Source organism: Enterobacter sp. K16B (genome assembly GCF_020216105.1).
Taxonomy (GTDB): domain Bacteria; phylum Pseudomonadota; class Gammaproteobacteria; order Enterobacterales; family Enterobacteriaceae; genus Enterobacter; species Enterobacter sichuanensis.
Map to the genome: position 1 here is coordinate 16739 of NZ_JAIWJZ010000024.1, position 23309 is coordinate 40047.

The 23309-nt window shown below is 54.7% G+C and carries 25 protein-coding genes; 17 read left to right on the forward strand and 8 right to left on the reverse strand.

From position 1 onward, the window contains the following. The first annotated feature begins 185 nt into the window (after positions 1–185). Genes rfaD through LDK53_RS05870 form a run of 5 tightly spaced genes read left to right on the forward strand, consistent with a single transcriptional unit; the run spans position 186 to position 5365 of the window. On the forward strand, positions 186–1118 hold the full coding sequence (rfaD, locus tag LDK53_RS05850) for an ADP-glyceromanno-heptose 6-epimerase (protein ID WP_025758440.1): 933 nt from the start codon (positions 186–188) through the stop codon (positions 1116–1118). Positions 1119–1120: 2 nt separating this feature from the next. Then, the gene (gene rfaF, locus LDK53_RS05855) at positions 1121–2167 is read left to right on the forward strand and encodes an ADP-heptose--LPS heptosyltransferase RfaF (protein WP_025758441.1); all 1047 of its coding nucleotides are present in this window, start codon (positions 1121–1123) and stop codon (positions 2165–2167) included. 3 nt (positions 2168–2170) lie between these two features. After that, the gene (rfaC, locus tag LDK53_RS05860; RefSeq protein ID WP_225284913.1) at positions 2171–3157 is read left to right on the forward strand and encodes a lipopolysaccharide heptosyltransferase RfaC; all 987 of its coding nucleotides are present in this window, start codon (positions 2171–2173) and stop codon (positions 3155–3157) included. Beyond that, positions 3150–4259 carry a putative lipopolysaccharide heptosyltransferase III gene (gene rfaQ / locus LDK53_RS05865; RefSeq protein ID WP_225284915.1) on the forward strand — a complete coding sequence of 370 codons (1110 nt, stop codon included), beginning with the start codon at positions 3150–3152 and terminating at the stop codon, positions 4257–4259. Before rfaC ends, rfaQ begins: the two co-directional genes overlap by 8 nt. Further along, positions 4256–5365: a glycosyltransferase family 4 protein gene (locus LDK53_RS05870; RefSeq protein ID WP_225284917.1), complete on the forward strand. Its 1110-nt coding sequence runs from the start codon at positions 4256–4258 to the stop codon at positions 5363–5365. The genes rfaQ and LDK53_RS05870 overlap by 4 nt, the downstream gene beginning before the upstream one ends. Here the strand turns inward: LDK53_RS05870 and LDK53_RS05875 are convergent. Then, the gene (locus tag LDK53_RS05875; protein ID WP_095441437.1) at positions 5344–6447 is read right to left on the reverse strand and encodes a glycosyltransferase family 4 protein; all 1104 of its coding nucleotides are present in this window, start codon (positions 6445–6447) and stop codon (positions 5344–5346) included. The two genes, LDK53_RS05870 and LDK53_RS05875, sit on opposite strands and share 22 nt — an antisense overlap. A gap of 230 nt (positions 6448–6677) precedes the next feature. Between LDK53_RS05875 and LDK53_RS05880 the strand changes: the two genes are divergently transcribed. The 7 genes from LDK53_RS05880 to coaD all read left to right on the forward strand — a co-directional run bounded on the left by LDK53_RS05880 (position 6678) and on the right by coaD (position 14494). Beyond that, a complete protein-coding gene (locus LDK53_RS05880; RefSeq protein WP_225284918.1) occupies positions 6678–8048 on the forward strand; it encodes an O-antigen ligase family protein in 1371 nt (456 codons plus the stop codon). 145 nt (positions 8049–8193) lie between these two features. After that, a complete protein-coding gene (locus LDK53_RS05885) occupies positions 8194–9177 on the forward strand; it encodes a glycosyltransferase (protein WP_155030510.1) in 984 nt (327 codons plus the stop codon). A gap of 8 nt (positions 9178–9185) precedes the next feature. Then, the gene (locus tag LDK53_RS05890; protein ID WP_095441439.1) at positions 9186–10157 is read left to right on the forward strand and encodes a glycosyltransferase; all 972 of its coding nucleotides are present in this window, start codon (positions 9186–9188) and stop codon (positions 10155–10157) included. A gap of 18 nt (positions 10158–10175) precedes the next feature. Next, complete coding sequence (locus LDK53_RS05895) at positions 10176–11810, forward strand: sulfatase-like hydrolase/transferase (RefSeq protein WP_225284920.1); 1635 nt, start codon at positions 10176–10178, stop codon at positions 11808–11810. A 156-nt stretch (positions 11811–11966) separates the two neighbouring features. Then, a complete protein-coding gene (waaA, locus tag LDK53_RS05900) occupies positions 11967–13241 on the forward strand; it encodes a lipid IV(A) 3-deoxy-D-manno-octulosonic acid transferase (protein WP_025758451.1) in 1275 nt (424 codons plus the stop codon). Then, positions 13241–14011, forward strand: a complete 771-nt coding sequence (locus LDK53_RS05905) for a glycosyltransferase family 2 protein (RefSeq protein ID WP_225284922.1) — start codon at positions 13241–13243, stop codon at positions 14009–14011. The genes waaA and LDK53_RS05905 overlap by 1 nt, the downstream gene beginning before the upstream one ends. Positions 14012–14014: 3 nt before the next feature. Then, the gene (gene coaD / locus LDK53_RS05910) at positions 14015–14494 is read left to right on the forward strand and encodes a pantetheine-phosphate adenylyltransferase (protein WP_025758454.1); all 480 of its coding nucleotides are present in this window, start codon (positions 14015–14017) and stop codon (positions 14492–14494) included. Positions 14495–14496: 2 nt separating this feature from the next. Here coaD and mutM read toward each other — a convergent pair whose 3' ends face one another. From mutM to radC, 4 genes are all read right to left on the reverse strand, one after another. Next, positions 14497–15306 carry a bifunctional DNA-formamidopyrimidine glycosylase/DNA-(apurinic or apyrimidinic site) lyase gene (mutM, locus tag LDK53_RS05915; protein WP_225284923.1) on the reverse strand — a complete coding sequence of 270 codons (810 nt, stop codon included), beginning with the start codon at positions 15304–15306 and terminating at the stop codon, positions 14497–14499. 72 nt (positions 15307–15378) lie between these two features. Then, positions 15379–15546, reverse strand: a complete 168-nt coding sequence (gene rpmG / locus LDK53_RS05920; RefSeq protein WP_003024094.1) for a 50S ribosomal protein L33 — start codon at positions 15544–15546, stop codon at positions 15379–15381. Between the two features lie 22 nt (positions 15547–15568). Further along, on the reverse strand, positions 15569–15805 hold the full coding sequence (gene rpmB / locus LDK53_RS05925) for a 50S ribosomal protein L28 (RefSeq protein ID WP_002436699.1): 237 nt from the start codon (positions 15803–15805) through the stop codon (positions 15569–15571). Between the two features lie 218 nt (positions 15806–16023). Then, positions 16024–16692 (reverse strand): RadC family protein, encoded by a 669-nt coding sequence (gene radC, locus LDK53_RS05930; RefSeq protein WP_225284925.1) that lies wholly within the window; start codon positions 16690–16692, stop codon positions 16024–16026. A 171-nt stretch (positions 16693–16863) separates the two neighbouring features. Between radC and coaBC the strand changes: the two genes are divergently transcribed. The 3 genes from coaBC to slmA all read left to right on the forward strand — a co-directional run bounded on the left by coaBC (position 16864) and on the right by slmA (position 19228). After that, entirely contained in the window at positions 16864–18075 is a 1212-nt protein-coding gene (gene coaBC, locus LDK53_RS05935) for a bifunctional phosphopantothenoylcysteine decarboxylase/phosphopantothenate--cysteine ligase CoaBC (protein ID WP_225285007.1), read from the forward strand. After that, on the forward strand, positions 18053–18511 hold the full coding sequence (dut, locus tag LDK53_RS05940) for a dUTP diphosphatase (protein ID WP_008502691.1): 459 nt from the start codon (positions 18053–18055) through the stop codon (positions 18509–18511). The genes coaBC and dut overlap by 23 nt, the downstream gene beginning before the upstream one ends. Positions 18512–18631: 120 nt before the next feature. Further along, positions 18632–19228 carry a nucleoid occlusion factor SlmA gene (slmA, locus tag LDK53_RS05945; RefSeq protein ID WP_047957446.1) on the forward strand — a complete coding sequence of 199 codons (597 nt, stop codon included), beginning with the start codon at positions 18632–18634 and terminating at the stop codon, positions 19226–19228. Positions 19229–19309: 81 nt separating this feature from the next. On the opposite strand, the gene pyrE is transcribed toward slmA, so the two are convergent. Together pyrE and rph are read right to left on the reverse strand one after the other, a co-directional pair. Then, entirely contained in the window at positions 19310–19951 is a 642-nt protein-coding gene (gene pyrE, locus LDK53_RS05950) for an orotate phosphoribosyltransferase (RefSeq protein WP_225284926.1), read from the reverse strand. 67 nt (positions 19952–20018) lie between these two features. Then, positions 20019–20735, reverse strand: coding sequence for a ribonuclease PH (rph, locus tag LDK53_RS05955; protein ID WP_013094888.1), 717 nt, complete (start codon positions 20733–20735; stop codon positions 20019–20021). 125 nt (positions 20736–20860) lie between these two features. Between rph and LDK53_RS05960 the strand changes: the two genes are divergently transcribed. Both LDK53_RS05960 and LDK53_RS05965 read left to right on the forward strand, forming a co-directional pair. Beyond that, complete coding sequence (locus LDK53_RS05960; RefSeq protein ID WP_225284928.1) at positions 20861–21724, forward strand: YicC/YloC family endoribonuclease; 864 nt, start codon at positions 20861–20863, stop codon at positions 21722–21724. A 303-nt stretch (positions 21725–22027) separates the two neighbouring features. Beyond that, positions 22028–22357 (forward strand): hypothetical protein, encoded by a 330-nt coding sequence (locus LDK53_RS05965; RefSeq protein ID WP_225284930.1) that lies wholly within the window; start codon positions 22028–22030, stop codon positions 22355–22357. Here LDK53_RS05965 and LDK53_RS05970 read toward each other — a convergent pair. Then, entirely contained in the window at positions 22335–23150 is an 816-nt protein-coding gene (locus tag LDK53_RS05970) for a DUF4225 domain-containing protein (RefSeq protein WP_225284931.1), read from the reverse strand. The genes LDK53_RS05965 and LDK53_RS05970 overlap by 23 nt on opposite strands. Positions 23151–23309: the final 159 nt, after the last annotated feature.

Here is a 23309-nt window from a genome sequence, read left to right on the forward strand (position 1 = left end):
ACATATTACCCAAACCTATAGTTCATGACGAGATGACACATTATCTCTTGTCGTTTTTGCAGCATAAATCACGCGTACCCCTGCGCTGTGAAGGTGAATGGCTGAAGGGCAGCCATACTAATGATATGATAGAAACATTAGCGTCCGGGATTGTCCCCGGGCTTCACACTTCAAAGGTTACAGTTATGATCATCGTTACCGGCGGCGCGGGCTTTATCGGCAGCAATATTGTTAAGGCTCTCAATGACAAAGGCATCACCGACATCCTGGTGGTTGACAACCTGAAAGACGGCACCAAGTTCGTCAACCTGGTGGATCTGAACATCGCTGATTATATGGATAAGGAAGACTTCCTTATCCAGATTATGGCAGGGGAAGAGTTCGGCGAGATCGAAGCCATCTTCCACGAAGGTGCCTGCTCATCCACCACCGAGTGGGACGGCAAGTACATGATGGACAACAACTATCAGTACTCCAAAGAGATCCTGCACTACTGCCTCGAGCGTGAAATTCCGTTCCTGTACGCCTCTTCTGCGGCAACCTACGGCGGGCGCACCTCAGACTTCATCGAGTCCCGCGAATATGAGCAGCCGCTGAACGTCTACGGTTACTCTAAATTCCTGTTCGACGAATACGTGCGTCAGGTCCTGCCAGAAGCGAACTCCCAGATTGTCGGCTTCCGCTACTTCAACGTCTACGGGCCGCGCGAAGGTCACAAAGGCAGCATGGCAAGCGTGGCCTTCCACCTGAACACCCAGCTGAATAATGGCGAAAGTCCGAAACTGTTCGAAGGCAGCGACGGCTTTAAGCGTGACTTCGTCTACGTGGGCGACGTGGCCGCCGTAAACCTGTGGTTCTGGGAGAACGGCGTGTCCGGCATCTTCAACCTGGGAACTGGCCGTGCGGAGTCCTTCCAGGCGGTGGCTGACGCCACGCTGGCGTACCACAAAAAAGGCAGCATTGAGTACATTCCGTTCCCGGACAAGCTCAAAGGCCGCTATCAGGCGTTCACCCAGGCGGATCTCACTAACCTGCGTAAAGCGGGCTATGACAAACCGTTCAAAACCGTTGCCGAAGGCGTAACGGAGTATATGGCCTGGCTGAACCGCGACGCGTAAGTATGAGAATTCTGGTGATCGGCCCGTCATGGGTGGGCGACATGATGATGTCGCAAAGTCTCTATCGCACGCTCAAGGCGCGCTATCCCCAGGCGATAATCGACGTGATGGCACCCGCGTGGTGCCGTCCGCTGTTATCGCGCATGCCGGAAGTGAATGACGCCATTCCGATGCCGCTCGGCCACGGGGCGCTGGAAATTGGCGAACGCCGTAAACTCGGCCACAGCCTGCGCGAGAAGCGCTATGACCGCGCGTATGTCCTGCCAAACTCCTTTAAATCCGCCCTGGTGCCTTTCTTTGCGGGCATCCCGCACCGCACCGGCTGGCGCGGTGAAATGCGCTACGGCCTGCTGAACGACGCGCGCGTACTGGATAAAGAGGCCTGGCCGCTGATGGTGGAGCGCTATGTGGCGCTGGCCTATGACAAAGGGGTCATGCGCAGCGCGAAAGATCTGCCGCAGCCGCTGCTCTGGCCACAGCTTCAGGTTAACGAGGGTGAAAAATCCCACACCTGCAACGCGTTTGGTCTTTCGTCTGAACGTCCGATGATTGGCTTCTGCCCTGGCGCCGAGTTCGGTCCGGCAAAACGCTGGCCGCACTATCACTATGCGGAGCTGGCGAAACAGCTGATTGACGAAGGCTACCAGATTGTCCTGTTCGGTTCGGCAAAAGACCACGAGGCGGGCAACGAAATCCTCGCGACGCTCAGTACCGAGCAACAGGCGTGGTGCCGTAACCTGGCGGGAGAAACCCAGCTTGAGCAGGCGGTGATCCTGATTGCCGCCTGTAAAGCCGTGGTCACCAACGACTCCGGGCTGATGCACGTTGCTGCTGCGCTCAACCGCCCGCTGGTTGCGCTGTATGGCCCAAGCAGCCCGGACTTCACGCCACCGCTTTCGCATAAAGCGCGCGTTATTCGGTTGATCACGGGCTATCACAAAGTGCGCAAAGGCGATGCAGCAGAAGGCTATCACCAGAGCCTGATCGACATTACCCCGCAGCGCGTTCTTGAAGAGCTTAACGAACTGCTGTTGAGCGAAGAAGGATAACGGATGCGGGTACTGATTGTTAAAACGTCGTCGATGGGCGATGTGCTGCACACGCTGCCGTCACTGACGGACGCCATGCAGGCCCTACCGGGCATTCGTTTTGACTGGGTGGTGGAAGAGGGCTTCGCGCAGATCCCCACCTGGCACGAAGCGGTCGACCGCGCGATCCCGGTGGCGATTCGTCGCTGGCGCAAAGCGTGGTTCTCCGCGCCGATTAAAGCCGAACGCAAGGCCTTCCGCGAGGCGGTACAGGCGCAGCGTTATGATGCCATCATCGACGCCCAGGGGCTGGTCAAAAGCGCCGCGCTGGTGACGCGACTGGCACACGGCATAAAGCACGGCATGGACTGGCAGACCGCCCGCGAACCGCTGGCGAGCCTGTTCTATAACCGCCGTCACCACATTGCAAAGCAACAGCATGCCGTCGAACGTACCCGCGAGCTGTTTGCAAAAAGCCTCGGTTATGCCAAACCGGAAACCCAGGGTGATTACGCCATTTCGCAGCACTTCCTTCACAGTTCGCAGCAAGAAGGCGCACCGTATTTGATTTTCCTGCATGCGACGACCCGCGACGACAAACACTGGCCGGAAGCGCACTGGCGCGAACTGATCGGCCTGCTGGGGAGTGCAGGGTTACGTATCAAACTCCCGTGGGGCGCTCCCCATGAAGAAGCGCGCGCCAAACGCCTGGCGGCAGGGTTTGATTATGTGGACGTTCTGCCGCGCATGAAACTGGATGGCGTCGCCCGGACGCTGGCCGACGCTACGGCAGTGGTCTCTGTGGATACGGGCCTCAGCCACCTGACGGCGGCGCTGGATCGACCTAATATTACGCTTTACGGCCCAACGGACCCGGGCCTTATCGGCGGCTATGGAAAAAATCAATATATCTGCCGCCCGGAACACTCATCGCAGCTGAGCGACCTCAGTGCCGCTGCGGTATTTGCGCAATTAGAGCCTTTGCTGGCAGCAGAGAGAGCTTATGTCTGATTTTTTCTCAGCGGAGCGTCCACCCAGGCGCGTACTGATCGTTAAATTACGTCACCACGGTGACGTGCTACTGACTTCGCCGGTGTTCACCGTATTGAAAAAGAACTGGCCGAACGTGGAAGTCGATGCGCTGGTCTATGACGACACTCAGGCGATGCTGACCAGCCATCCGCATATCGACCAGGTCCATACCATTGGGCGCAACTGGCGCAAGAAGGGCTGGTTTGAACAATTCCGCCTCTACCGCACGCTGCTCGCTACCCTGAAAGGCCGTCAGTATGACGTACTGATTAACCTGACCGAACACTGGCACGGCGCGCGTCTGGCGCGTCGCCTGAAACCGCGCGTCTCCGTCGGCTTCAAACCGGATAAACGCAGCGGCCTTTCGCGTCGTCGCTGGGTGAAATCATTTACCACACTCTACCCGGCGATCCAGGACAACAGCCGCCATATGGTGGAGGTCAATCTGGACGCCCTGCGCCGGATCGGCATTCATCCGCAGTCCGACGAAGACAAACACACGCTGTTTGTCCCCGGCGATGCGGCGGAAGCCTCCGTTGCTGAAAAGCTGGCCGGTTTTGGACTTGCGAGTAAATCCTACATTCTGGTTCACCCGACCTCGCGCTGGATGTTTAAGGCCTGGGATATCAACAAGCTGGCAGCGACCATTGATAACCTGGCGGCGCGCGGCCTGCCGATTATCCTCTCCGCCGCGCCGTCAAAAGAAGAGCAGGCCTACATGGACGCGCTGCGCGCTGCGCTCACCCAGCCGGTCTTTGATTTAAGCGGTCAGTTGAACCTGAAAGAGCTGGGCGCGCTCATGAAGCACGCGCGGGTGTACTTCGGTGTCGATTCTATGCCGATGCACCTTGCAAGCGCCGTCGGTACGCCAACCGTCGCCATCTTTGGCCCTACCGGCGCCATTAAGTGGGCGCCGTGGGGGGTGAACTACCGTGTGATTGTCGCCGGGTTCACCTGCCAGCCGTGCGGCAAAGCGGGCTGCGGAGACAGCGGTGTCTCAGACTGCATTACCGCCATCACCCCGCAGCAGGTGCTGAGCGCCATCGATACGATGCTCCTCGAAACGGAAACCCCTGCATGAAGCTGGCGATTGTCCGACAGACCCACAACCCCAACGGTGGCGCAGAACGTTTCGTCTCGCGCGCGCTGAACGTGCTGGCGCAGGATACGTCGCTTGATGTCACGCTGATTGCCCGCCAGTGGGAGGATGCCGCAGGCTGGAAAACGCTGACGGTCAATCCGCCGTTTCGTAATCGCATCGCCCGCGAGTCCGGTTTTGCCACCGAAGCTGCCGCGCATTTTGCGCAGTTTGATATTGTGCAAAGCCACGAACGCATACCGGGAGCGACCATCTTCCGGGCAGGCGACGGCGTTCACGCCACCTGGCTTGAGCAATATGGCCGCATTCTGTCGCCGCTGGCGCGCTGGGCGCAGTCGCTCAGCCGGTACCACCGCTACATTCTGCAGGCTGAGGCGCAGATGTTTACCCATCCGCAGCTGCGCAAAGTGATCTGTAATTCGAAGATGGTGCGTGATGATATCGCCCGTCGCTTCGGACTGCCGGACGACAAGCTGACGGTGATCTATAACGGCGTCGACACCGTTCAGTTTAGCCCTGAGGTCCGTGCCCTTTCGCAGCGCGATGCGCTGGGTATTCCCCGTAATGCACCGGTGCTGGCGTATGTCGGGTCGGGCTTCAGCCGTAAAGGCGTCGCTACCGCGCTGCGTGCTATTGTGGCGCATCCTGACGTCTGGCTGCTGGTTGCCGGGCGCGATAAACATGCACGGAAGTTTGAAAAACTGGCGCAGACATTGGGTGTTTCCTCACGCGTGACATTCCTGGGGCCGGTGGCCAACGTGCGTGAAGTGTATGGCACGGCGGATGCGCTTATCCTGCCGACGCTCTACGATCCCTTCCCGAACGTCTGCGTGGAAGCACTGGCCTGCGGTTTACCGCTGCTTACCAGCCACGGCTGCGGCGCGGCGGAGTGGATTACCGAGGGTAAAAACGGCTGGGTGCGTGATGCGCTGGACAGTGAAGGCTACCAGCAGGCCATCTCGCTATGGCTGAAAGGCCGGGAACAGGGTGTTGATTACTCCGCCGCTGCGCGTGCAACTGCCGAGCCCTTCACCCTGGACAGAATGGCGAAAGAGCTACAGGCGCTTTATCGTGATTTGCTGCGCTGAACCGCATCGGAGAAGACTTTCTCCATCGCGTCCAGCATACATTCCCGGGTAAAGTGCGTGCTCAGGTAGTCATATCCCTGTTGCGCGAGCGTCTCGCGAAGGGCTGAGTCGTCATAGAGTTGCAGGATGGCATCGTGCAGTGCGTTTTCGTCGCGCTGCGCGATGAGCAATCCCGTTTGCCCGTTAATCACCGCATCTCCCGTTCCACCCGCATCCGTCGCAATGGTCGCAACGCGGCTGGCTAACGATTGCAGCACGCCCTGCGGGACACCTTCCATATCGTGCGAAGGGCTGAGCGCAATATCAAATGCCGGGAACCAGCGTTCCGGATCGGATTGATGCCCCGCCATGACTACGCGCTGCTGTAACCCCAGGGCGGTGATTTCCTGCTCCAGCGCCGCTTTGTGCGGGCCTTCGCCAACAATCGCCAGCCTGATCTGCGGATTGTCGATTTTCGCCAGGGCGCGCAGCAGTACGCTATGGCCTTTGTTCGGGCGCAAATGCGATACCACGCCCAGCCAGAAATCATCCTGAGACAAACCACAATGAGCCCGGGCCTGGTGCTTATCTCCCGGATGGAAACGCTGCGTATCAACGCCGCTTGGCACCGACGTGCTCTGGGACATCGGCACGCCAATATTTGCCACCTGATGGCGCAGCGCCTCCCCGGTGGTCACGATATGCGCGCAGGCCGTGCGAAACAGCCAGCGGGTCGTCCAGTTGTTACGCGGTACGCCGGACGCATGACGGGTTCTCACCAGCGGTACGGGACTGGAGAGCGTCAAATTCGCCAGCGCCACCAGCCAGGTATCGGCAGAGTTATGGCTGTTAATGACGTCAATTGACTGTCGGTTATCCTTCAGCCAGCGACGCAGCAACTGCAGGTTTTTAAGGTTCTTACGCTTCAACGGCATAGTGACCACCGTTAACCCGGCATTGCGCGCCAGGGCGTGCAGCGGCGCGGTTTCCGGACACAGGAGAGTCACCTGATGGCCACGCTGAATCATCCCTAGCGATTCGTTAATAATGCGCAGAGGCTGTCCGCCTTTGCCGCCGTCTGCTTCAGTGTGAACAATATGCATACATTTCCTGTCGTTAAGCTGAAAGCGCTGTTCAGACTGCCGATTATATACGTGGGTATTACGGTAATGCACAGGCGGATTAATCTTGCTTACAAACATTGTCCTTCTGTAGTTATGGCTTCTGTGGTAATTTTCTCAGGCTTTTATTCCATTCGAAATCAGTGGAATTTGCGCATGGCATTGTTAACTAACCGGTATTAACGCCGAGATCCTTTACCAGTACCAAAATTATGACAAATACTCGTAACATCCTGACAGGTCTTTTAGTCCTGTCTGTACTGGCTTTATGTTTTATCTGGCCAATCCCAAACGATCAGCTCCCTTTTCATCGTAACGGTCTGATTTATCCTAATATTGTGGTGGCGCTCGGTCTTTTCTTTAGCTCTTCCGTGGCGAGAAAAGCGCTGGACTTAAACAAAATTAAGTTCGTGCTTATTGTACTGTGGGCCTTAACTTTCTTTATCCTGATTAACGGCTTTTTTGTCGCGCCAGATATTAAAGAAATGGTATCGACCTGGGATGGTCAGTGGTTACGTCCGGTATTGCTTTTCTGTGCGGGGCTGGTGTTATTACCGGTGATTCAGGAGCGCTTCCCCTCTTTATCGGCTGCCCGTTTCTTTACTCTCGTCGTCCTTTTTTTCTGGGGCGTCGTCTGTATTCACCTGCTTGATACCGCCTGGCTTTACTGGCGAGACGGCGTGATCCACTGGGGCGAAACGCGGATTGTTTATAACCGCACGCGCATGAGCTTCCAGGTCAATATGATCACCGGTTTCCTGCTTGCCGAACTGCTTGCGCGCGGTCTGCTGCATCAGCGTTTCTTACGCCTGAAGACACCGTTCCTCGCCTTTATGCTGCTGTGTAACCTTGTCTGCACTGCGTTAGTTGATACCCGCTGGGGAACGATCGGCCTGGTCGGCAGCCTGTTCTCCACCTTCATTCTGCTCAGCCTGCACAGTATGCGTCGCAGTCGCGTGGTGCTCACAGGCGCTATTCTTGTGAGCATCATTATCGCTTCCGCGCTTCTGGGCTATGCCTCCTTTAAAACCGATCCGCGCTGGCAAAGCCTGGAAGATGATGCGGTAACAGGCTGGAACGCGCCCTTCACCAGCTTTTGCTACAACAAAACTAACGGAACGGTACCGAGGAACGACCTGGGCCGACCAATGAACCACTCCAACGGGTGCCGCGCCAGCTTCTTCCATCAGGGCTGGAAACTGGTGGGTGAGCATCCTGCGGGAATGGGGCCCCGCAAGGAAGCCTTCCGCTACGTATTGCGTCGCGACACACAGGACAATCGCATTAATATCCCGCACAGCCACTATGGCCTGATTGAGTTTGGTATTCAGAACGGCGTTGCGGGCATCGCGGGCTGGCTGATTTTACTGGCAGGCTGCTGGTATATCGGCTGGCGTGAGTTCCGCCATGGTAACGCGATGGTGGGGATGTTCCTGCTGCTGTTTACGGTTGGCTTCTTCTCGCGAACCATGGTCGACCACAATCTGAAAGATCACTACCTGGAGCAATATATGCTGTTAACCGGGTTGCTGGTTGGGATGTGCGCATTACGCCCCGCTAAACAGACAGAAACAACCACCTGATCGCGTGTACCTTGCGCCGGGGGTCATAAATGCCGGCGCACAGGTATCCATCAGAACTCTTTTGCCTGCCGGCTGTCGAAAAGCCATTGTACGTTACTGTAAAGCTCGTCGGCCGCATCTCACCGCATGACATTACGGAGTAAGCATGTCTGGAACGCCTCAATTAAGCCTCGTTGTCGCCGTCTATAATGGCGAAAATTTCCTGAGCGCTTTTTTTGAAAGCATTAAGAAACAGAATCTGCCAGGTCTGGAACTTATTATTGTTAATGACGGTTCAACTGACGGTTCTGCAGATATCATCGCCCGCTACGCCAGTGAATTCAGTCTTTTTAAGGTTATTGACCAGCCTAATGGCGGTGTCTCCGCGGCCCGTAATACCGGTCTCGCCATGGCAACGGGCGATTACGTCGCGTTTCCGGATATTGATGATGTCATCTACCCGGGGATGTATCCGCGTTTGCTGGAAATTGCGCTTGCCGGACAACTGGACGTCGCGACCTGCAACGGCACCTATATTTATGATGACGGACGCCCGTCGAAGAAGATCTTCCCCTCAGATAAACTCGCGTCAACAGGCGTACTAGACGGCCCAACCTGGCTGCAGATGGCGCTCGAATCCCGCAAGTTCCTGCACGTGACATGGCTGAATATCTATCGACACGCCTTTATTAAAGAGCAGGGTTTTCGCTTTGAACACGGCCTGCGTCATCAGGATATCCCCTGGACGACGGAAGTGCTGCTCACCGCCAGACGCGTGCAGTATATTGATGAGGTCTATTACGATTACCTGATCCACTCCGCTTCCGTTTCTCATACCCCAGGCACGGACGATACGCGTATGCGTTCCTCGCGCCACTATATGAAGATTCTGGAGATGCTGGACGCTATCAATAAGCGCTATCCGGAACAGGTGAAACGCGTGCCGGCCTGCCACTGGCAAATCGCCAAAGAGGGTCTGGGGATCCTGCACAGCATTAACAACATTGACGATATGGCCAAAAAACGCGAGATCACCCGTGAGCTTTTCGATCGCGGTATCTGGACCCTGATCTGGCAAAATGCGCGCGGCCTCCGCCAACGGTGGCGTCTGGGACGTCGCTACTTCCGTCTTAAAAAAATTCTTGGCTAACGGAAATTATGAGCAAACTTAAATTACACGCGGTCTCCCGCGCGGATTTCATCGCTAAAAACTACGCAGATTTCCAGACCCTTCTGGATAACCATGTCAATCCTGACGATATTCCGGAGCGATTTTATTGTGGCGGCCGCGGTGGCTGGACGTTCCAGACCACACTGGCGCTGAAGCACTATTATGGTGACGCAATCGAGTGTTCGTTTGGCTCTGAATGCAGGCCCGATGCCATTAACCTGATGCATAACGACGACTTTGGCTCTCGCGTGAAGCCGTGGCGTGGCTTCACCGTGGTCGCACGTGCGGACCGTCCTCCCGTTATTGGCGCCGATGTTGTCGTCGACCAGAACCCGGAAGTGGATAACCATAACAACCGTATCTTCGTTCCCTACTGGCCACAGCCGGGCGTGAAACCCCGTGAGCGCACCGACGAGACCATCAAAACCGTCGCGTTCTTTGGCCGTGTGGACAGTTTCCCGGACGAATACCGCGAAGGGAATTTTAAGCAACGTCTTGCCGAACAAGGTATTGAGCTCCGCATCTCGTTCGATAACTGGACAAACTACCAGGACGTGGACGTATGCATCAGCTTCCGCAAATCACACGACCACAAACTGGCGCGTAAGCCTGCCAGTAAGCTCATTAACAACTGGCTGGGCAAAACAGTGATGGTTTGCGACGACGAGCCCTCTTACCGTGCAATCCGCGAGAGTGAGCTGGACTACCTGATCGCCAAAACCCCTGATGAAGCCTTCAATGCCATTATGCGGCTGAAAAATTCCCCTGAACTGTATCGTCAGATGCGCGAGCAGGGTGAAAAACGTCTCCAGGTCTATTCCCGTGAAGCGGTCGCTGCACGCTGGTACGCCCTGTTTGAGGATATCTGGCGTAAAGGATTGCACAATCGCCCTACGGTGGTTCGCGCACTGCGCTTTGGCTTTGGTAAAGTCATTCGCCCGCTGACTAAAAAGTTCTGATCGGAATCGAGTCCTTCCATGTTTAAAACAACTTCATCCTCTTCGTTCACCCCACGCGGTAATCTGTTGCGTACCCTGGGGTTGACGCTGGCATTCCTGCTGCTGTTTTCGCTCTCAGAAATCATCATTCTGCTGAAAGATCATGTCTATCAGCCGAAATCCGGTGATATCTCACTGTATCTGATCATCTCTCTGCTGGCTGCTGCCAGTGCGCGTTTCTTCCTGACTCGCCTGCTGCTGGCCGTCACGTTTATCGTGCAGATTTCGGAAGCGGTGTACTACCAGTTCTACGGTCAGTTCTATGGCCCAAGTGAAGTCTGGCTGGCGTTCGTGGAAACAAAAGACATTGCCAGCGGGATCACAGACAGTCTGGGCTCACTGGGCATCTACTTCGCCATCATGATTGTGGCCATCGTCTTTGCGCTGGTCTTTGCGCGTCGTCTGGCGCCGCTTTGGCACAAATGGATTGCGCTTCCTTGCCTGCTTGCCATCGTCGTGATGTTTGTCGGCCAGTTCTACAAAGCGGTCGACGGGCAGATGTACAAATTCAACCCGGACCTGCGCCACTCCCTGCTGCGTAACGGCCTGTCCGCGATGAGCTTCAGCGCTATTCGCCTGATCCCGGAAGCGATGTCGGGTGAAAACCAGAATCTGACCCATTACGACCCTTACCAGGTCACCCCTGTTGCGGGAACGCACGCCGGTAAATACTCCATTATTCTGGCGATTGGTGAGAGCCTTAACCCGCATCACGTCAGCGCCCTGGGCTACGAGCGAGATACCACGCCAGAGCTGAAAGCGCTGCTGCAGCAGTATCAGGGTACAGGCCGACTGATTGTCTCCAACGCGGTGTCCACGCGTGTGGCTATTCCAATGCTGGTGAACAACCTGCGTGAACCGGATAACTACGGGGCCTATAAATCTAAATCTACCAATATCTTTGCCAACGCGAAAAAACAGGGTTATCAGACCGCCTTTATCTCCGCCCAGGGACTGGAAGGGCTGAGCAACTGGATTGGTATTCATGATATTGATCTATGGGAAGATACCCAGATCCGCCCGGCACCGGATGTCGGCGCGGACGTTGTTCTGACGCCATCCGTGGAAAAGGCCACGCTGGACTGGAACAAACCGTTCCTGATGGTGCTCAACAGCCGTGCTCCACATATCCCGTACGAGCGTAATATCCCGCAGGGCTTCGCGAAGTTCTCTACGCCGCGTCTGAGTGATGATGTGGCGCAGAAGAAAAATGAGTATGACGATGCGGTCCGCCTGTATGACAAAGAACTCGCGTCCGCGATTCGCACCGCGCTGGCAAAATCCAAACTGCCGGTGCTGGTGTTTATCACCTCCGATCACGGAGAACGCGTGGGCGATAACGGTCTGTTTGGCCACTCGGTTGTAGAAATGCCAATTGCTCAGGTACCGTTCCTCTACTTCAGCAACGATCCAGCTTACGCCATGAAGGAGATCAGCCCGCAGATGCCGCTGAACCATTACCAGGTGGCGACGCTTATCAACAAGATGCTGGGCTACGACGTCAGCAACCCTAACCAAAAAGATGACAGCTTCTTCATCACCGGCGGTGATATCCGCGGCCTGTCGGAGCGCGTAACCTACCATCTGAATGCGCTTCCCGAAGCGGAGCGTTAATCTGAAGCATCATAAACGGGCAAGCGATTGCCCGTTTTTTTATCTGCGAATGAACGTAACGCAGGCAAATGGATGCCTAAAAACACCAAAGAGATAGCTTTAGACGGCCCAAATGCTTAGAATTTGCCCGCCGAAACTAAAAAAACGGATAATCGCTTGGAATTGTTGTATACCGCTCTGCTCTACATCATTCAGCCGCTGGTGTGGCTGAGACTGTTGCTTCGTAGCCGTAAAGCGCCTGCGTATCGTAAACGCTGGGCTGAGCGCTATGGCTTCTGCCGCAATAAAGTCGCACCGGACGGTATTTTGCTGCATTCCGTTTCTGTCGGTGAAACGCTGGCGGCGATCCCGCTGGTTCGCGCCCTGCGTCACCGCTATCCGTCGTTGCCGATCACCGTCACGACGATGACGCCGACCGGCTCGGAGCGCGCGTTATCCGCTTTTGGCAAAGACGTTCATCACGTCTATCTCCCTTACGATCTGCCCTGCGCCATGAATCGTTTCCTGAATACCGTTCGCCCGAAACTGGTGATCGTGATGGAAACCGAACTGTGGCCGAACATGATTTCCGCTCTGCATGCCCGTAAAATTCCGCTGGTGATTGCCAACGCGCGCCTGTCAGAGCGCTCGGCGAAAGGCTACGGCAAGCTGGGTAAATTTATGCGTCGTCTGCTCGGCAAAATTACGCTGATTGCCGCGCAAAACGAAGAAGACGCCGCCCGCTTTGTCTCTCTGGGGCTCAAACGCAACCAGCTCGCGGTAACGGGCAGCCTGAAATTTGATATTTCTGTTACCCCTGAACTTGCTGCTCGTGCAATCACCCTGCGTCGCCAGTGGGCGCCGCGTCGTCAGGTCTGGATTGCAACCAGCACCCATGATGGCGAAGAGGCCATTATCCTGCAGGCTCACCGTCAGCTACTGGAAAAATTCCCCGATTTACTGCTGATCCTCGTTCCACGCCATCCCGAACGTTTTAAAGATGCCCGCGAAATGGTGCAGAAAGGCGGTTTCAGCTACACCCTGCGCAGCAGCGGTGAGATCCCTTCCGGCAGTACCCAGGTGGTGATTGGCGATACGATGGGCGAGCTGATGCTGCTCTACGGCATTGCCGATCTGGCCTTTGTCGGCGGCAGCCTGGTGGCGCGCGGCGGCCATAACCCGCTGGAGCCGGCAGCGCATGCCATTCCGGTGCTGATGGGTCCACACACGTTTAACTTCAAAGATATCTGCGCGAAATTGCAGCAGGCCGAGGGTTTAATCACCGTGACCGATGCGGACTCCGTGGTCAAAGAGGTCTCGACCCTTTTGACTGACGAAGATTACCGCCTGTGGTACGGTCGCCATGCCGTCGAAGTGCTGCATCAGAACCAGGGCGCACTCACCCGTCTGCTGCAACTTCTGCAACCTTATCTGCCTCAGCGGAGCCACTAATGTCAACGCGTCTGTCGGTCGTGATGATCGCCAAAAACGCCGCCGACCTGCTTCCGGACTGCCTGGCCTCCGTTGCCTGGGCTGACGAAATTGTCGTGCTCGATTCCGGCAGCACGGACAACACGGTAGACGTTGCCCGAACAGCGGGCGCCAGGGTCTTTATCGACACGGACTGGCAAGGCTATGGCATCCAGCGCCAGCGCGCGCAGGGATACGCCACGGGCGATTATGTCCTGATGCTCGATACTGACGAGCGCGTCACGCCAGAACTTCAGCAGGCCATTCAGGCGGTGCTTGCCTCGCCTCAGCCTGGCGCGGTATACAGCATTGCCCGCCGCAACTACTTCCTCGGCCGGTTTATGCGCCACAGCGGCTGGTATCCAGACCGTGTGATGCGCCTCTACGAGCGCGAACGTTACCAGTACAACGACAACCTGGTCCATGAATCTCTGGACTGCGGTAGCGCGCAAGTGATCTCCCTGACGGGCGATCTGCTGCACCTGACCTGTCGGGATTTCGCCAGCTTCCAGCGTAAACAGCTTAACTACGCCACCGCATGGGCGCAGGAGCGTCACCAGCGCGGTAAAAAGACCACGCTGACCGGAATCTTCACCCACACGCTGGGGGCGTTTCTGAAGACGCTATTGCTGCGTGGCGGCATACTGGACGGTAAACAGGGGTGGTTACTGGCGGTGGTGAATGCCCAGTATACTTTCAACAAATACACCGAGCTGTGGGCGCTCTGCCGCGGCTACTCTAAGAAAACGTGAGCCATGAGCACAAAAGCGATTTATCCGGGTACCTTCGATCCGATCACTAACGGTCATCTTGATATCATCACCCGTGCGGCGTGCATGTTCGACAAGGTGATCCTGGCGATTGCCGCCAGCCCCAGCAAAAAACCGATGTTTGATTTGAACGAGCGCGTGCAGCTGGCTACCGATGCCATTTCGCACCTGCCGAATGTTGAAGTGGTCGGGTTTAGCGATCTGATGGCGAACTTCGCCCGCGCTCAGCAGGCAAACATTCTTATCCGCGGTCTGCGCGCGGTGGCAGACTTCGAGTATGAGATGCAGCTGGCGCACATGAACCGCCATCTGATGCCAGAGCTGGAGAGCGTATTCCTGATGCCCTCCAAAGAGTGGTCGTTTATCTCTTCCACGCTGGTAAAAGAGGTGGCGCGTCATCACGGCGATGTGACCCATTTCCTGCCGGATAACGTCCACCAGGCATTGATGGAAAAGCTAAAGTAGCGCTATTTCTGGCATTGACGGCAGTAGAATGTGGCGCGCTGGGCGTGCTTCGTGGCAATCACCGGCGTGCCGCAGACTCTGCAGGGTTCGCCTTTACGACCATACACCTGCAGCTCCTGTGCAAAATAGCCCGGCTTGCCATCACTTTGCAGGAAGTCCTTCAGGGTTGTTCCGCCCTGCTCAATCGAGCGCAGCAGTACCGCTTTAATCACTCTGACCAGCAGTTCACACTCCTGAGCGGAGAGGGAAGAGGCCAGCCGATCGGGATGGATCCCGGCGGCAAACAGTGATTCGCTGGCATAGATATTCCCCACGCCGACCACCAGTTTGTTATCCATCAGCCAGGGCTTAATCGGGCTTTTCTTCTTCGCGCACTTCGCTTTCAGGTATTCGGCGTTAAACGCGTCTGAGAGCGGCTCTGGCCCCAGATGCGCGAGCACGTTATGCCCTTCCAGCTCTTTGGCCCACAGCCACGCGCCAAAGCGTCGTGGGTCGGTATAACGGAGCACTTTACCGTTGCTCATCACCAGGTCGACGTGGTCGTGCTTTTCCGCAGGCAGTTCTTCGGTAAGAATGCGCAGGCTGCCGGACATTCCCAGATGGATAATAATCCAGCCGTCGGGCAGTTCCAGCAGCAGATATTTCGCCCGGCGCTGCACGCTCAGGACGGGTTTATCGCTCAGGGCATGGATCTCATCGGACACCGGCCAGCGCAAACGTCCATTACGGACAACGGCGTGAAGAATCGTCGCTCCGACCAGATGGGGCTCAATGCCGCGGCGGCTGGTCTCTACCTCAGGTAATTCAGGCATGGTTCCTCCGTTGAGATGCAGAATGCAAAAAACCCCGCAGTTGCGGGGTTTTTCGATACAAGGAGGCTAAAATTATTTGATTTTAGCTTCTTTGTACAGTACGTGCTGGCGTACAACTGGATCGAATTTTTTCAGTTCCAGTTTTTCCGGCTTAGTACGTTTGTTCTTCGTGGTGGTGTAGAAGTGACCTGTACCAGCAGAAGAAACCAGCTTGATTTTCTCGCGAATACCTTTAGCCATGATTTATTTCCTCTTTAAGTACTTAGTACTTTTCGCCACGGGCACGCAGTTCAGACAGAACTGTATCGATGCCTTTCTTATCGATTACACGCATACCTTTAGCAGATACGCGCAGGGTGACAAAACGCTTCTCGCTCTCAACCCAGAAACGGTGAGAGTGCAGGTTCGGCAGGAAACGGCGTTTAGTCGCGTTCAGTGCGTGGGAACGGTTGTTACCGGTCACCGGACGCTTGCCAGTAACTTGGCAGACTCGGGACATGTCTATTCTCCAAAAATCAAATTAGCTCGAGCTTCGTATGGGGTATCGGCGCCTCGTCAGGCTTTACAGCCCGGTCATCGCATAGTTCTAAGTGAACTCTCGATTGCCAGGCCCAAATGCCAAACCCGAGATTCTCAAAGGTGGCGTAGTATACGCTGACTCGGCGGTGTGCTCAAGTCCCGAACAGACAAAGATCCCGATGGATCGCGAGAAATAGCCTAAATCCAGCCATGTTCTGCAAAAGAAATGTACTCTCCGCGGCCAATTATCAGATGGTCCAGCACACGAATGTCCATGAATTGACAGCATTTGATAATGCGTTCGGTGATCTCTTTGTCAGCTCTGCTTGGTTGTGCACAGCCAGAGGGGTGATTATGCGCGAGGATCACGCCCGCTGCATTCACTTTTATCGCTTCCCGCACAATTTCACGCGGATGCACCTCAACATGGCTTAATGTGCCCGCAAAGAGACAGCTATGTTTCAGCACCCGGTTTCTGTTGTCGAGAAAGATCACCATAAAGATCTCACGTTCGGCATCCGTTAACTGACTTTGCAGAAATTCGCGCGTCATCACGGGGGTCAGGATCGGCTCTTCCTTCTCGATACGAACATTGTGAAAACGGCGAGCAAGTTCGGCAATGCCCCGTAACTGGGCATATTTCGCCACGCCGATCCCCTCGACGTGCTTAAACTGCGCCAGATCGGCGGTCAACAGCCCATACAGTGAACCAAAATGCGCGATCAGCTCTTTTGCCAGCGTAAAGACGTTTTTTCCTGCCGTGCCGGTACGTAAAAAGAGCGCCAGCAGTTCATCGTCTTTTAACAGAGTGACGCCATTGCGCAGCAGCTTTTCGCGCGGCAGCAGCTGCTCATCCTCGTCTTCCATGCTCTTTCTCCTTTTTTAACCTCATGCTGCCACAGGCCAGCCAGCCGCTCGACGGCCACGTTGCGTTCTTGCGTAGCGCCTCGCAAAGAGCCCGAAGGACAACATCACCCGGTTTTAGGGATTGTGATAAAATGCCCGCTCTCTGGTGAAACCCAACAGGAAAGAATCATGATGAGCCTGGCCGGTAAAAAAATCGTTCTTGGCGTGAGCGGCGGTATTGCTGCCTATAAAGCGCCAGAGCTGGTGCGTCGTCTGCGCGAGCGCGGGGCCGATGTGCGGGTCGCGATAACCGAAGGCGGTAAAGCCTTTATCACTCCATTGAGCCTGCAGGCGGTTTCAGGGTACCCGGTATCAGACAGTCTGCTTGATCCGGCCGCTGAAGCCGCGATGGGCCATATTGAGCTAGGGAAATGGGCTGACCTGGTTATCCTTGCCCCCGCCACCGCGGATTTAATCGCCCGGGTGGCCGCCGGTATGGCAAACGACCTGGTCTCCACCATTTGTCTGGCCACACCTGCGCCTGTTGCCGTTGTGCCTGCCATGAACCAGCAGATGTACCGCAACGCGGCGACTCAGCATAATCTGGCGACGCTGGCCTCGCGCGGCCTGCTGATCTGGGGGCCGGACAGCGGCAGCCAGGCCTGTGGTGACGTTGGCCCAGGGCGTATGCTTGACCCGCTAACCATTGTCGATATGGCCGCCGCGCATTTTTCGCCTGTCAACGATCTGCAACATCTCAACATCATGATTACTGCAGGCCCAACGCGTGAGCCGCTGGATCCCGTGCGCTATATCACCAACCACAGCTCCGGCAAAATGGGCTTTGCGATTGCGGCCGCGGCAGCAAAACGCGGTGCGAACGTGACGCTGGTGAGTGGCCCGGTGTCGCTGCCTACGCCTGCGTTTGTCACGCGAATTGACGTCACCACCGCACAGGAGATGGAAGCCGCCGTGCAGGCGCATGCGCAAAGCCAGCAAATATTTATCGGCTGTGCGGCCGTCGCAGATTACCGCGCCGAGACCATCGCCGAGGCGAAAATTAAAAAGCAAGGTGATGAATTAACACTAAAAATGGTGAAAAACCCGGACATCGTTGCCGGTGTCGCCGCACTAAAAAGCCACCGTCCTTACGTTGTTGGGTTTGCCGCAGAAACAAATAATGTGGAAGAATATGCCCGGCAAAAACGTACCCGCAAAAACCTCGATTTGATTTGCGCGAACGACGTATCGCTGGCCACACAAGGATTTAACAGCGACAGCAACGCACTGCACCTTTTCTGGCAGGATGGAGATAAAGTCTTACCGCTTGAGCGCAAGGAACTCCTGGGCCAACAATTACTCGACGAGATCGTTACCCGTTATGATGAAAAAAATCGACGTTAAGATTCTGGACCCGCGTGTTGGCGAGCAATTCCCGCTGCCAACCTATGCCACCTCCGGCTCTGCCGGACTTGACCTGCGCGCCTGTCTCGATGACGCCGTAGAACTGGCGCCGGGTGCCACCACCCTGGTGCCGACTGGCCTGGCCATTCACATTGCTGACCCGTCTCTGGCGGCGGTGATCCTGCCGCGTTCTGGCCTCGGCCATAAGCATGGCGTCGTGCTGGGTAACCTGGTGGGCCTGATTGACTCCGATTACCAGGGTCAACTGATGGTCTCCGTCTGGAACCGTGGTCAGGACAGTTTCACCATTGAACCGGGTGAGCGTATTGCGCAAATGGTCTTTGTACCGGTGGTACAGGCAGAATTTAACCTGGTGGCAGACTTTGATGCCACCGACCGTGGCGAAGGCGGCTTCGGCCATTCCGGGCGCAAATAACCGCCCGACAGACACGCATCTCACAGCGCCATAACGTCATAACAAACCGCAAACGTCAGTTTGCGGTCGCTGTGTGGATGCCAGCCTGACAAGTGCTTATTTTCAGGGGTATTTTGTAACATGGCAGAAAAACAAACCGCGAAAAGGAATCGTCGCGAAGAAATACTTCAATCTCTGGCGCTGATGCTTGAATCCAGCGATGGTAGCCAACGCATCACCACCGCCAAACTGGCCGCCTCCGTAGGCGTGTCTGAAGCGGCGCTGTATCGTCATTTTCCGAGCAAAACCCGGATGTTCGACAGCCTGATCGAATTTATTGAAGACAGCCTGATCACACGCATCAACCTGATCCTGAAAGACGAAAAAGACACCACCGCGCGTCTGCGTCTGATTGTGCTGTTAATCCTGGGCTTTGGTGAACGCAATCCAGGTTTAACCCGTATCCTGACCGGCCACGCGCTGATGTTCGAGCAGGACAGACTGCAGGGCCGCATTAATCAGCTTTTCGAGCGTATTGAAGCGCAACTGCGCCAGGTACTGCGCGAGAAGAAAATGCGTGAAGGTGAAGGTTACAGCACGGATGAAACGCTACTGGCGAGCCAGATCCTGGCGTTTTGCGAAGGGATGCTCTCCCGCTTTGTCCGCAGCGAGTTCAAATACAGCCCAACGGACGATTTTGACGCCCGCTGGCCGCTAGTGGCTGCTCAGTTACAGTAACATCGTTGCCGGATGGCGGCTTCGCCTTATCCGGCCTGGGGTTGTATTGCCCGGTAAAGCTGGCGCCACCGGGCAATACAATTACACCCCGAACTCTTCCCGGTATGCGCGTACCGCCGCCAGATGGTCAGCCATCTCAGGCTTCTCTTCCAGGTACGCAATCAGGTCTTTCAGGGTGATGATTGACGTCACTGAGCAATGATAATCACGCTCCACTTCCTGAATGGCGGAGATCTCGCCGCGACCCCGCTCCTGACGATCCAGACAAATCAGCACGCCAGCCAGCGTCGCCCCGTTAGCCTGAATAATCTCCATCGATTCACGGATCGCCGTGCCCGCGGTGATCACATCATCCACCAGCATCACGCGGCCCTGCAGCGTGCTGCCGACCAGATTCCCGCCTTCACCGTGAGTTTTGGCCTCTTTGCGGTTAAAGCAGTACGGCACGTCGCGATCGTGGTGTTCCGCCAGCGCTACCGCGGTGGTGGTCGCAATCGGAATGCCTTTATAGGCCGGGCCAAACAGCAGGTCAAAATCAATCCCGGAGTCCACCAGCGCTTCGGCATAGAAACGGCCTAACAATGCCAGATCGCGCCCGGTATTAAACAGCCCGGCATTGAAGAAATAGGGGCTCTTGCGCCCGGATTTCAGCGTAAACTCGCCAAACTTAAGAACCTGCTTGTTAAGCGCAAACTCAATAAACTGGCGCTGATACGGTTTCATGGATTCGCTCCTTTGTCTTTTCTGTCTTACAGGCAAAAAAAAGGCGACTCATCAGTCGCCTTTAAAATCAATTTTCTAACGCCGCCTTCTGCGTCGTTACAATAGATTCAATTCCCCCTCGGGCCAGAGCCAGCAAGGTGAGAAGTTCTTCGTGGGTGAAGGGTTCGCCTTCTGCGGTACCCTGCACCTCAATGATACGACCGTCTTCGGTCATGACCACGTTCATATCGGTCTCAGCGGCAGAGTCTTCGACATATTCCAGATCGCACAGCGCTTCACCGTTAACGATACCCACGGAGACCGCTGCAACCATGCCTTTCATTGGATTCGTTTTCAGCTTACCGGCCGCAACCAGTTTATTCAGGGCATCCGCCAGCGCTACACAGGCCCCGGTAATGGAGGCGGTACGGGTACCACCGTCAGCCTGAATGACGTCGCAGTCCAGCGTGATGGTGAATTCGCCCAGCGTTTTCAGGTCAACAGCGGCGCGCAGCGCACGCGCGATCAGACGCTGAATTTCCATGGTACGACCGCCCTGCTTACCTTTTGCCGCTTCGCGGGCATTACGGGTATGGGTCGCACGCGGCAGCATGCCGTATTCAGCCGTGATCCAGCCCTGGCCCTGGCCTTTCAGGAAGCGCGGAACGCCTTCTTCGATGGAGGCGGTGCACAGCACTTTAGTGTCACCAAACTCAACCAGAACGGAGCCTTCAGCGTGTTTTGTATAGTTACGGGTCAGAGTGACGGGACGCACCTGATTGGCGCTACGACCTGCTGGACGCATGATGAATTCTCCGGCTTGAAACGAATGTGGCTGCGCATTATACGGATAAAGGACGCTTATTCCTATCCTGAGAAGCCCCCGAAAGCTATAATCCCCCCATCTCTCCTTTAAAAACGGGAATGTCTATGATCCGCAGTATGACCGCCTACGCCCGGCGTGAAATCAAGGGTAGCTGGGGTAGCGCCACATGGGAAATGCGCTCGGTAAACCAGCGTTACCTGGAAACGTATTTCCGTATGCCGGAGCAGTTCCGCAGCCTTGAGCCGGTGGTACGTGAGCGTATCCGTACCCGTCTGACGCGCGGCAAAGTGGAATGTAATCTGCGCTTTGAGCCTGATGCCAGCGCGCAGGGCGAACTCATCCTTAACGAAAAACTGGCGAAACAGCTCGTCAATGCGGCGAACTGGGTCAAAATGCAGAGCGATGAAGGCGAAATCAACCCGGTTGATATTCTTCGCTGGCCTGGCGTGATGGCCGCCGGTGAGCAGGATCTGGACGCGATTGCCGCTGAAATTCTTGCCGCCCTCGACAGCACGCTGGATGACTTTATCGTTGCCCGCGAAACCGAAGGCCAGGCGCTGAAAGCGATGATTGAGCAGCGCCTTGAAGGGGTCAGCGCCGAAGTGGCAAAAGTGCGCACGCATATGCCAGAAGTGCTGCAGTGGCAGCGCGAGCGCCTGGTTGCCAAACTGGAAGAAGCGGAAGTTCAGCTGGAAAACAACCGCCTGGAACAAGAACTGGTGCTGATGGCGCAGCGCGTTGACGTCGCTGAAGAGCTGGATCGTCTGGAAGCGCACGTTAAAGAGACCTACAACATTCTGAAGAAGAAAGAAGCCGTAGGTCGCCGCCTCGACTTTATGATGCAGGAGTTCAACCGCGAGTCGAACACTCTGGCATCTAACTCGATCAATGCTGAGGTGACGAATTCAGCAATTGAGCTCAAGGTACTGATTGAGCAAATGCGCGAGCAGATTCAGAATATCGAGTAGTGTTTCACGCGATCTCGCGTTGTCTCACTAAGTCATAAAAAGACCATTGTAAATCATGGTCTTTTTTGTTTTATATAGTCTCATATTGTATCGCGATACCTTTAAGACATGGGGTTGCATAAAATGCACAAGTACGTAACGGGGTTTAACGTCCAATTGTGTAAAAACCACTGCAACTACATAAGTTATTGTTTTAAATATAAAAAAGTCAATATAAAAACTGAGGTTGTATGTGGCGATTTATCGTCCGATTTCAGGTAAACTTACCTTTGATGTTCTGGTGAGTTTTAAGGATAAAGAACCATGAAAGTTAGCGAAAAGACATTGCTAGAGTCCGGCTTCAGCCATACAGATCTTCAGAAAATTAAAAGCAATGTGGAAGATTTTGGGGGAACTCTTGATGAAGTGATTCATGATTTAGCAAAACGATTTAATGTAGCTAAGTGGATAACTATTGTTGCTTTCATAATCCTGATTTTTACATCTGTTTTATCGACGAAAAATAACACACTATCTCTGGCTTTTTCGTTGATTGTAGGATTACCTTTTATCTGGTATTTGGCGCCCGCCAAACTCGCATTTAAAGCTTGGCGGTATAAACAATATGCGTCTAGGATTGAGGGCGATCAGTAATTGTCATCAGATCAAAAATAACTTTTGCCTTCACGCCGTATCCAACTATTTTCATGGTTAGTTTTGGCCTGCTTAATGTACTGACTTTTCTGTAATAATCGACTGGTATGTAGCGAAACAGTCTCCATGATCCAGGCTTCCTTATTAAACCAAATATGCTGTAAGCATTAGCAACAAGTGAGATTGATTTATATACGCCTAATCCACTTTTAGAACTAAACCCCATAAATTCAGCCGTAGCCATAGCTGCATTAGCAGCAAACCCTTCAGATGTAGAATCATGAAGCACTTGATGGCTAAATTCTTTGCTTAGGCCATTAAATCCATCCACAACAAGTATTGCTCCAGCCAACAAACCCAATGGATTAGCGCTGGCAAGTAACGTTGTTCCTAAAGCTATCTCTGCTCCCGAAAGCACTACGTTCACAGCAGAAATTACGTAACCCACAATTTTGTTATTTTCCCGGACGAACTCCACTTTGGCGTAAAGCTTAGCAGCTTTCGTACGTAGCATTCGCCCCTGTTCTTCAAGGTTTTCGATCTCTGTCCTAAGATTTTTTATACAGGCCATGCACTCTTCATCAGATTTTGCGCTCCTGGCCGTGGCGAACTGCAGCTCAATAAACTCTTTTATTTCTTGGACAAACTTCATTCGGGTCAGGCTATCACTCAGGTGGAAAGCAGACAGCGTATTAGCTGTATTGATAAGCTTTCTGGCCTCTAGATTAACCATTGTTTCCGCCCAGTACTTGTTCCTGCCTGAGTGCATCATATCAAGTAATGCAGCATCCATTTTTGTTCTCCCTGAATATTAAATCACCGATAATACCTCTTTATTTTCAGCTGTAAACCGTCGTTTCAGCCGAAAATATGTTGGTCTTGATATGCCTATTTTCTTTGATACTGCCTTAAAGGTAGTCCCTGCTAAATCAAGGATATAGCCGAAGCTGCC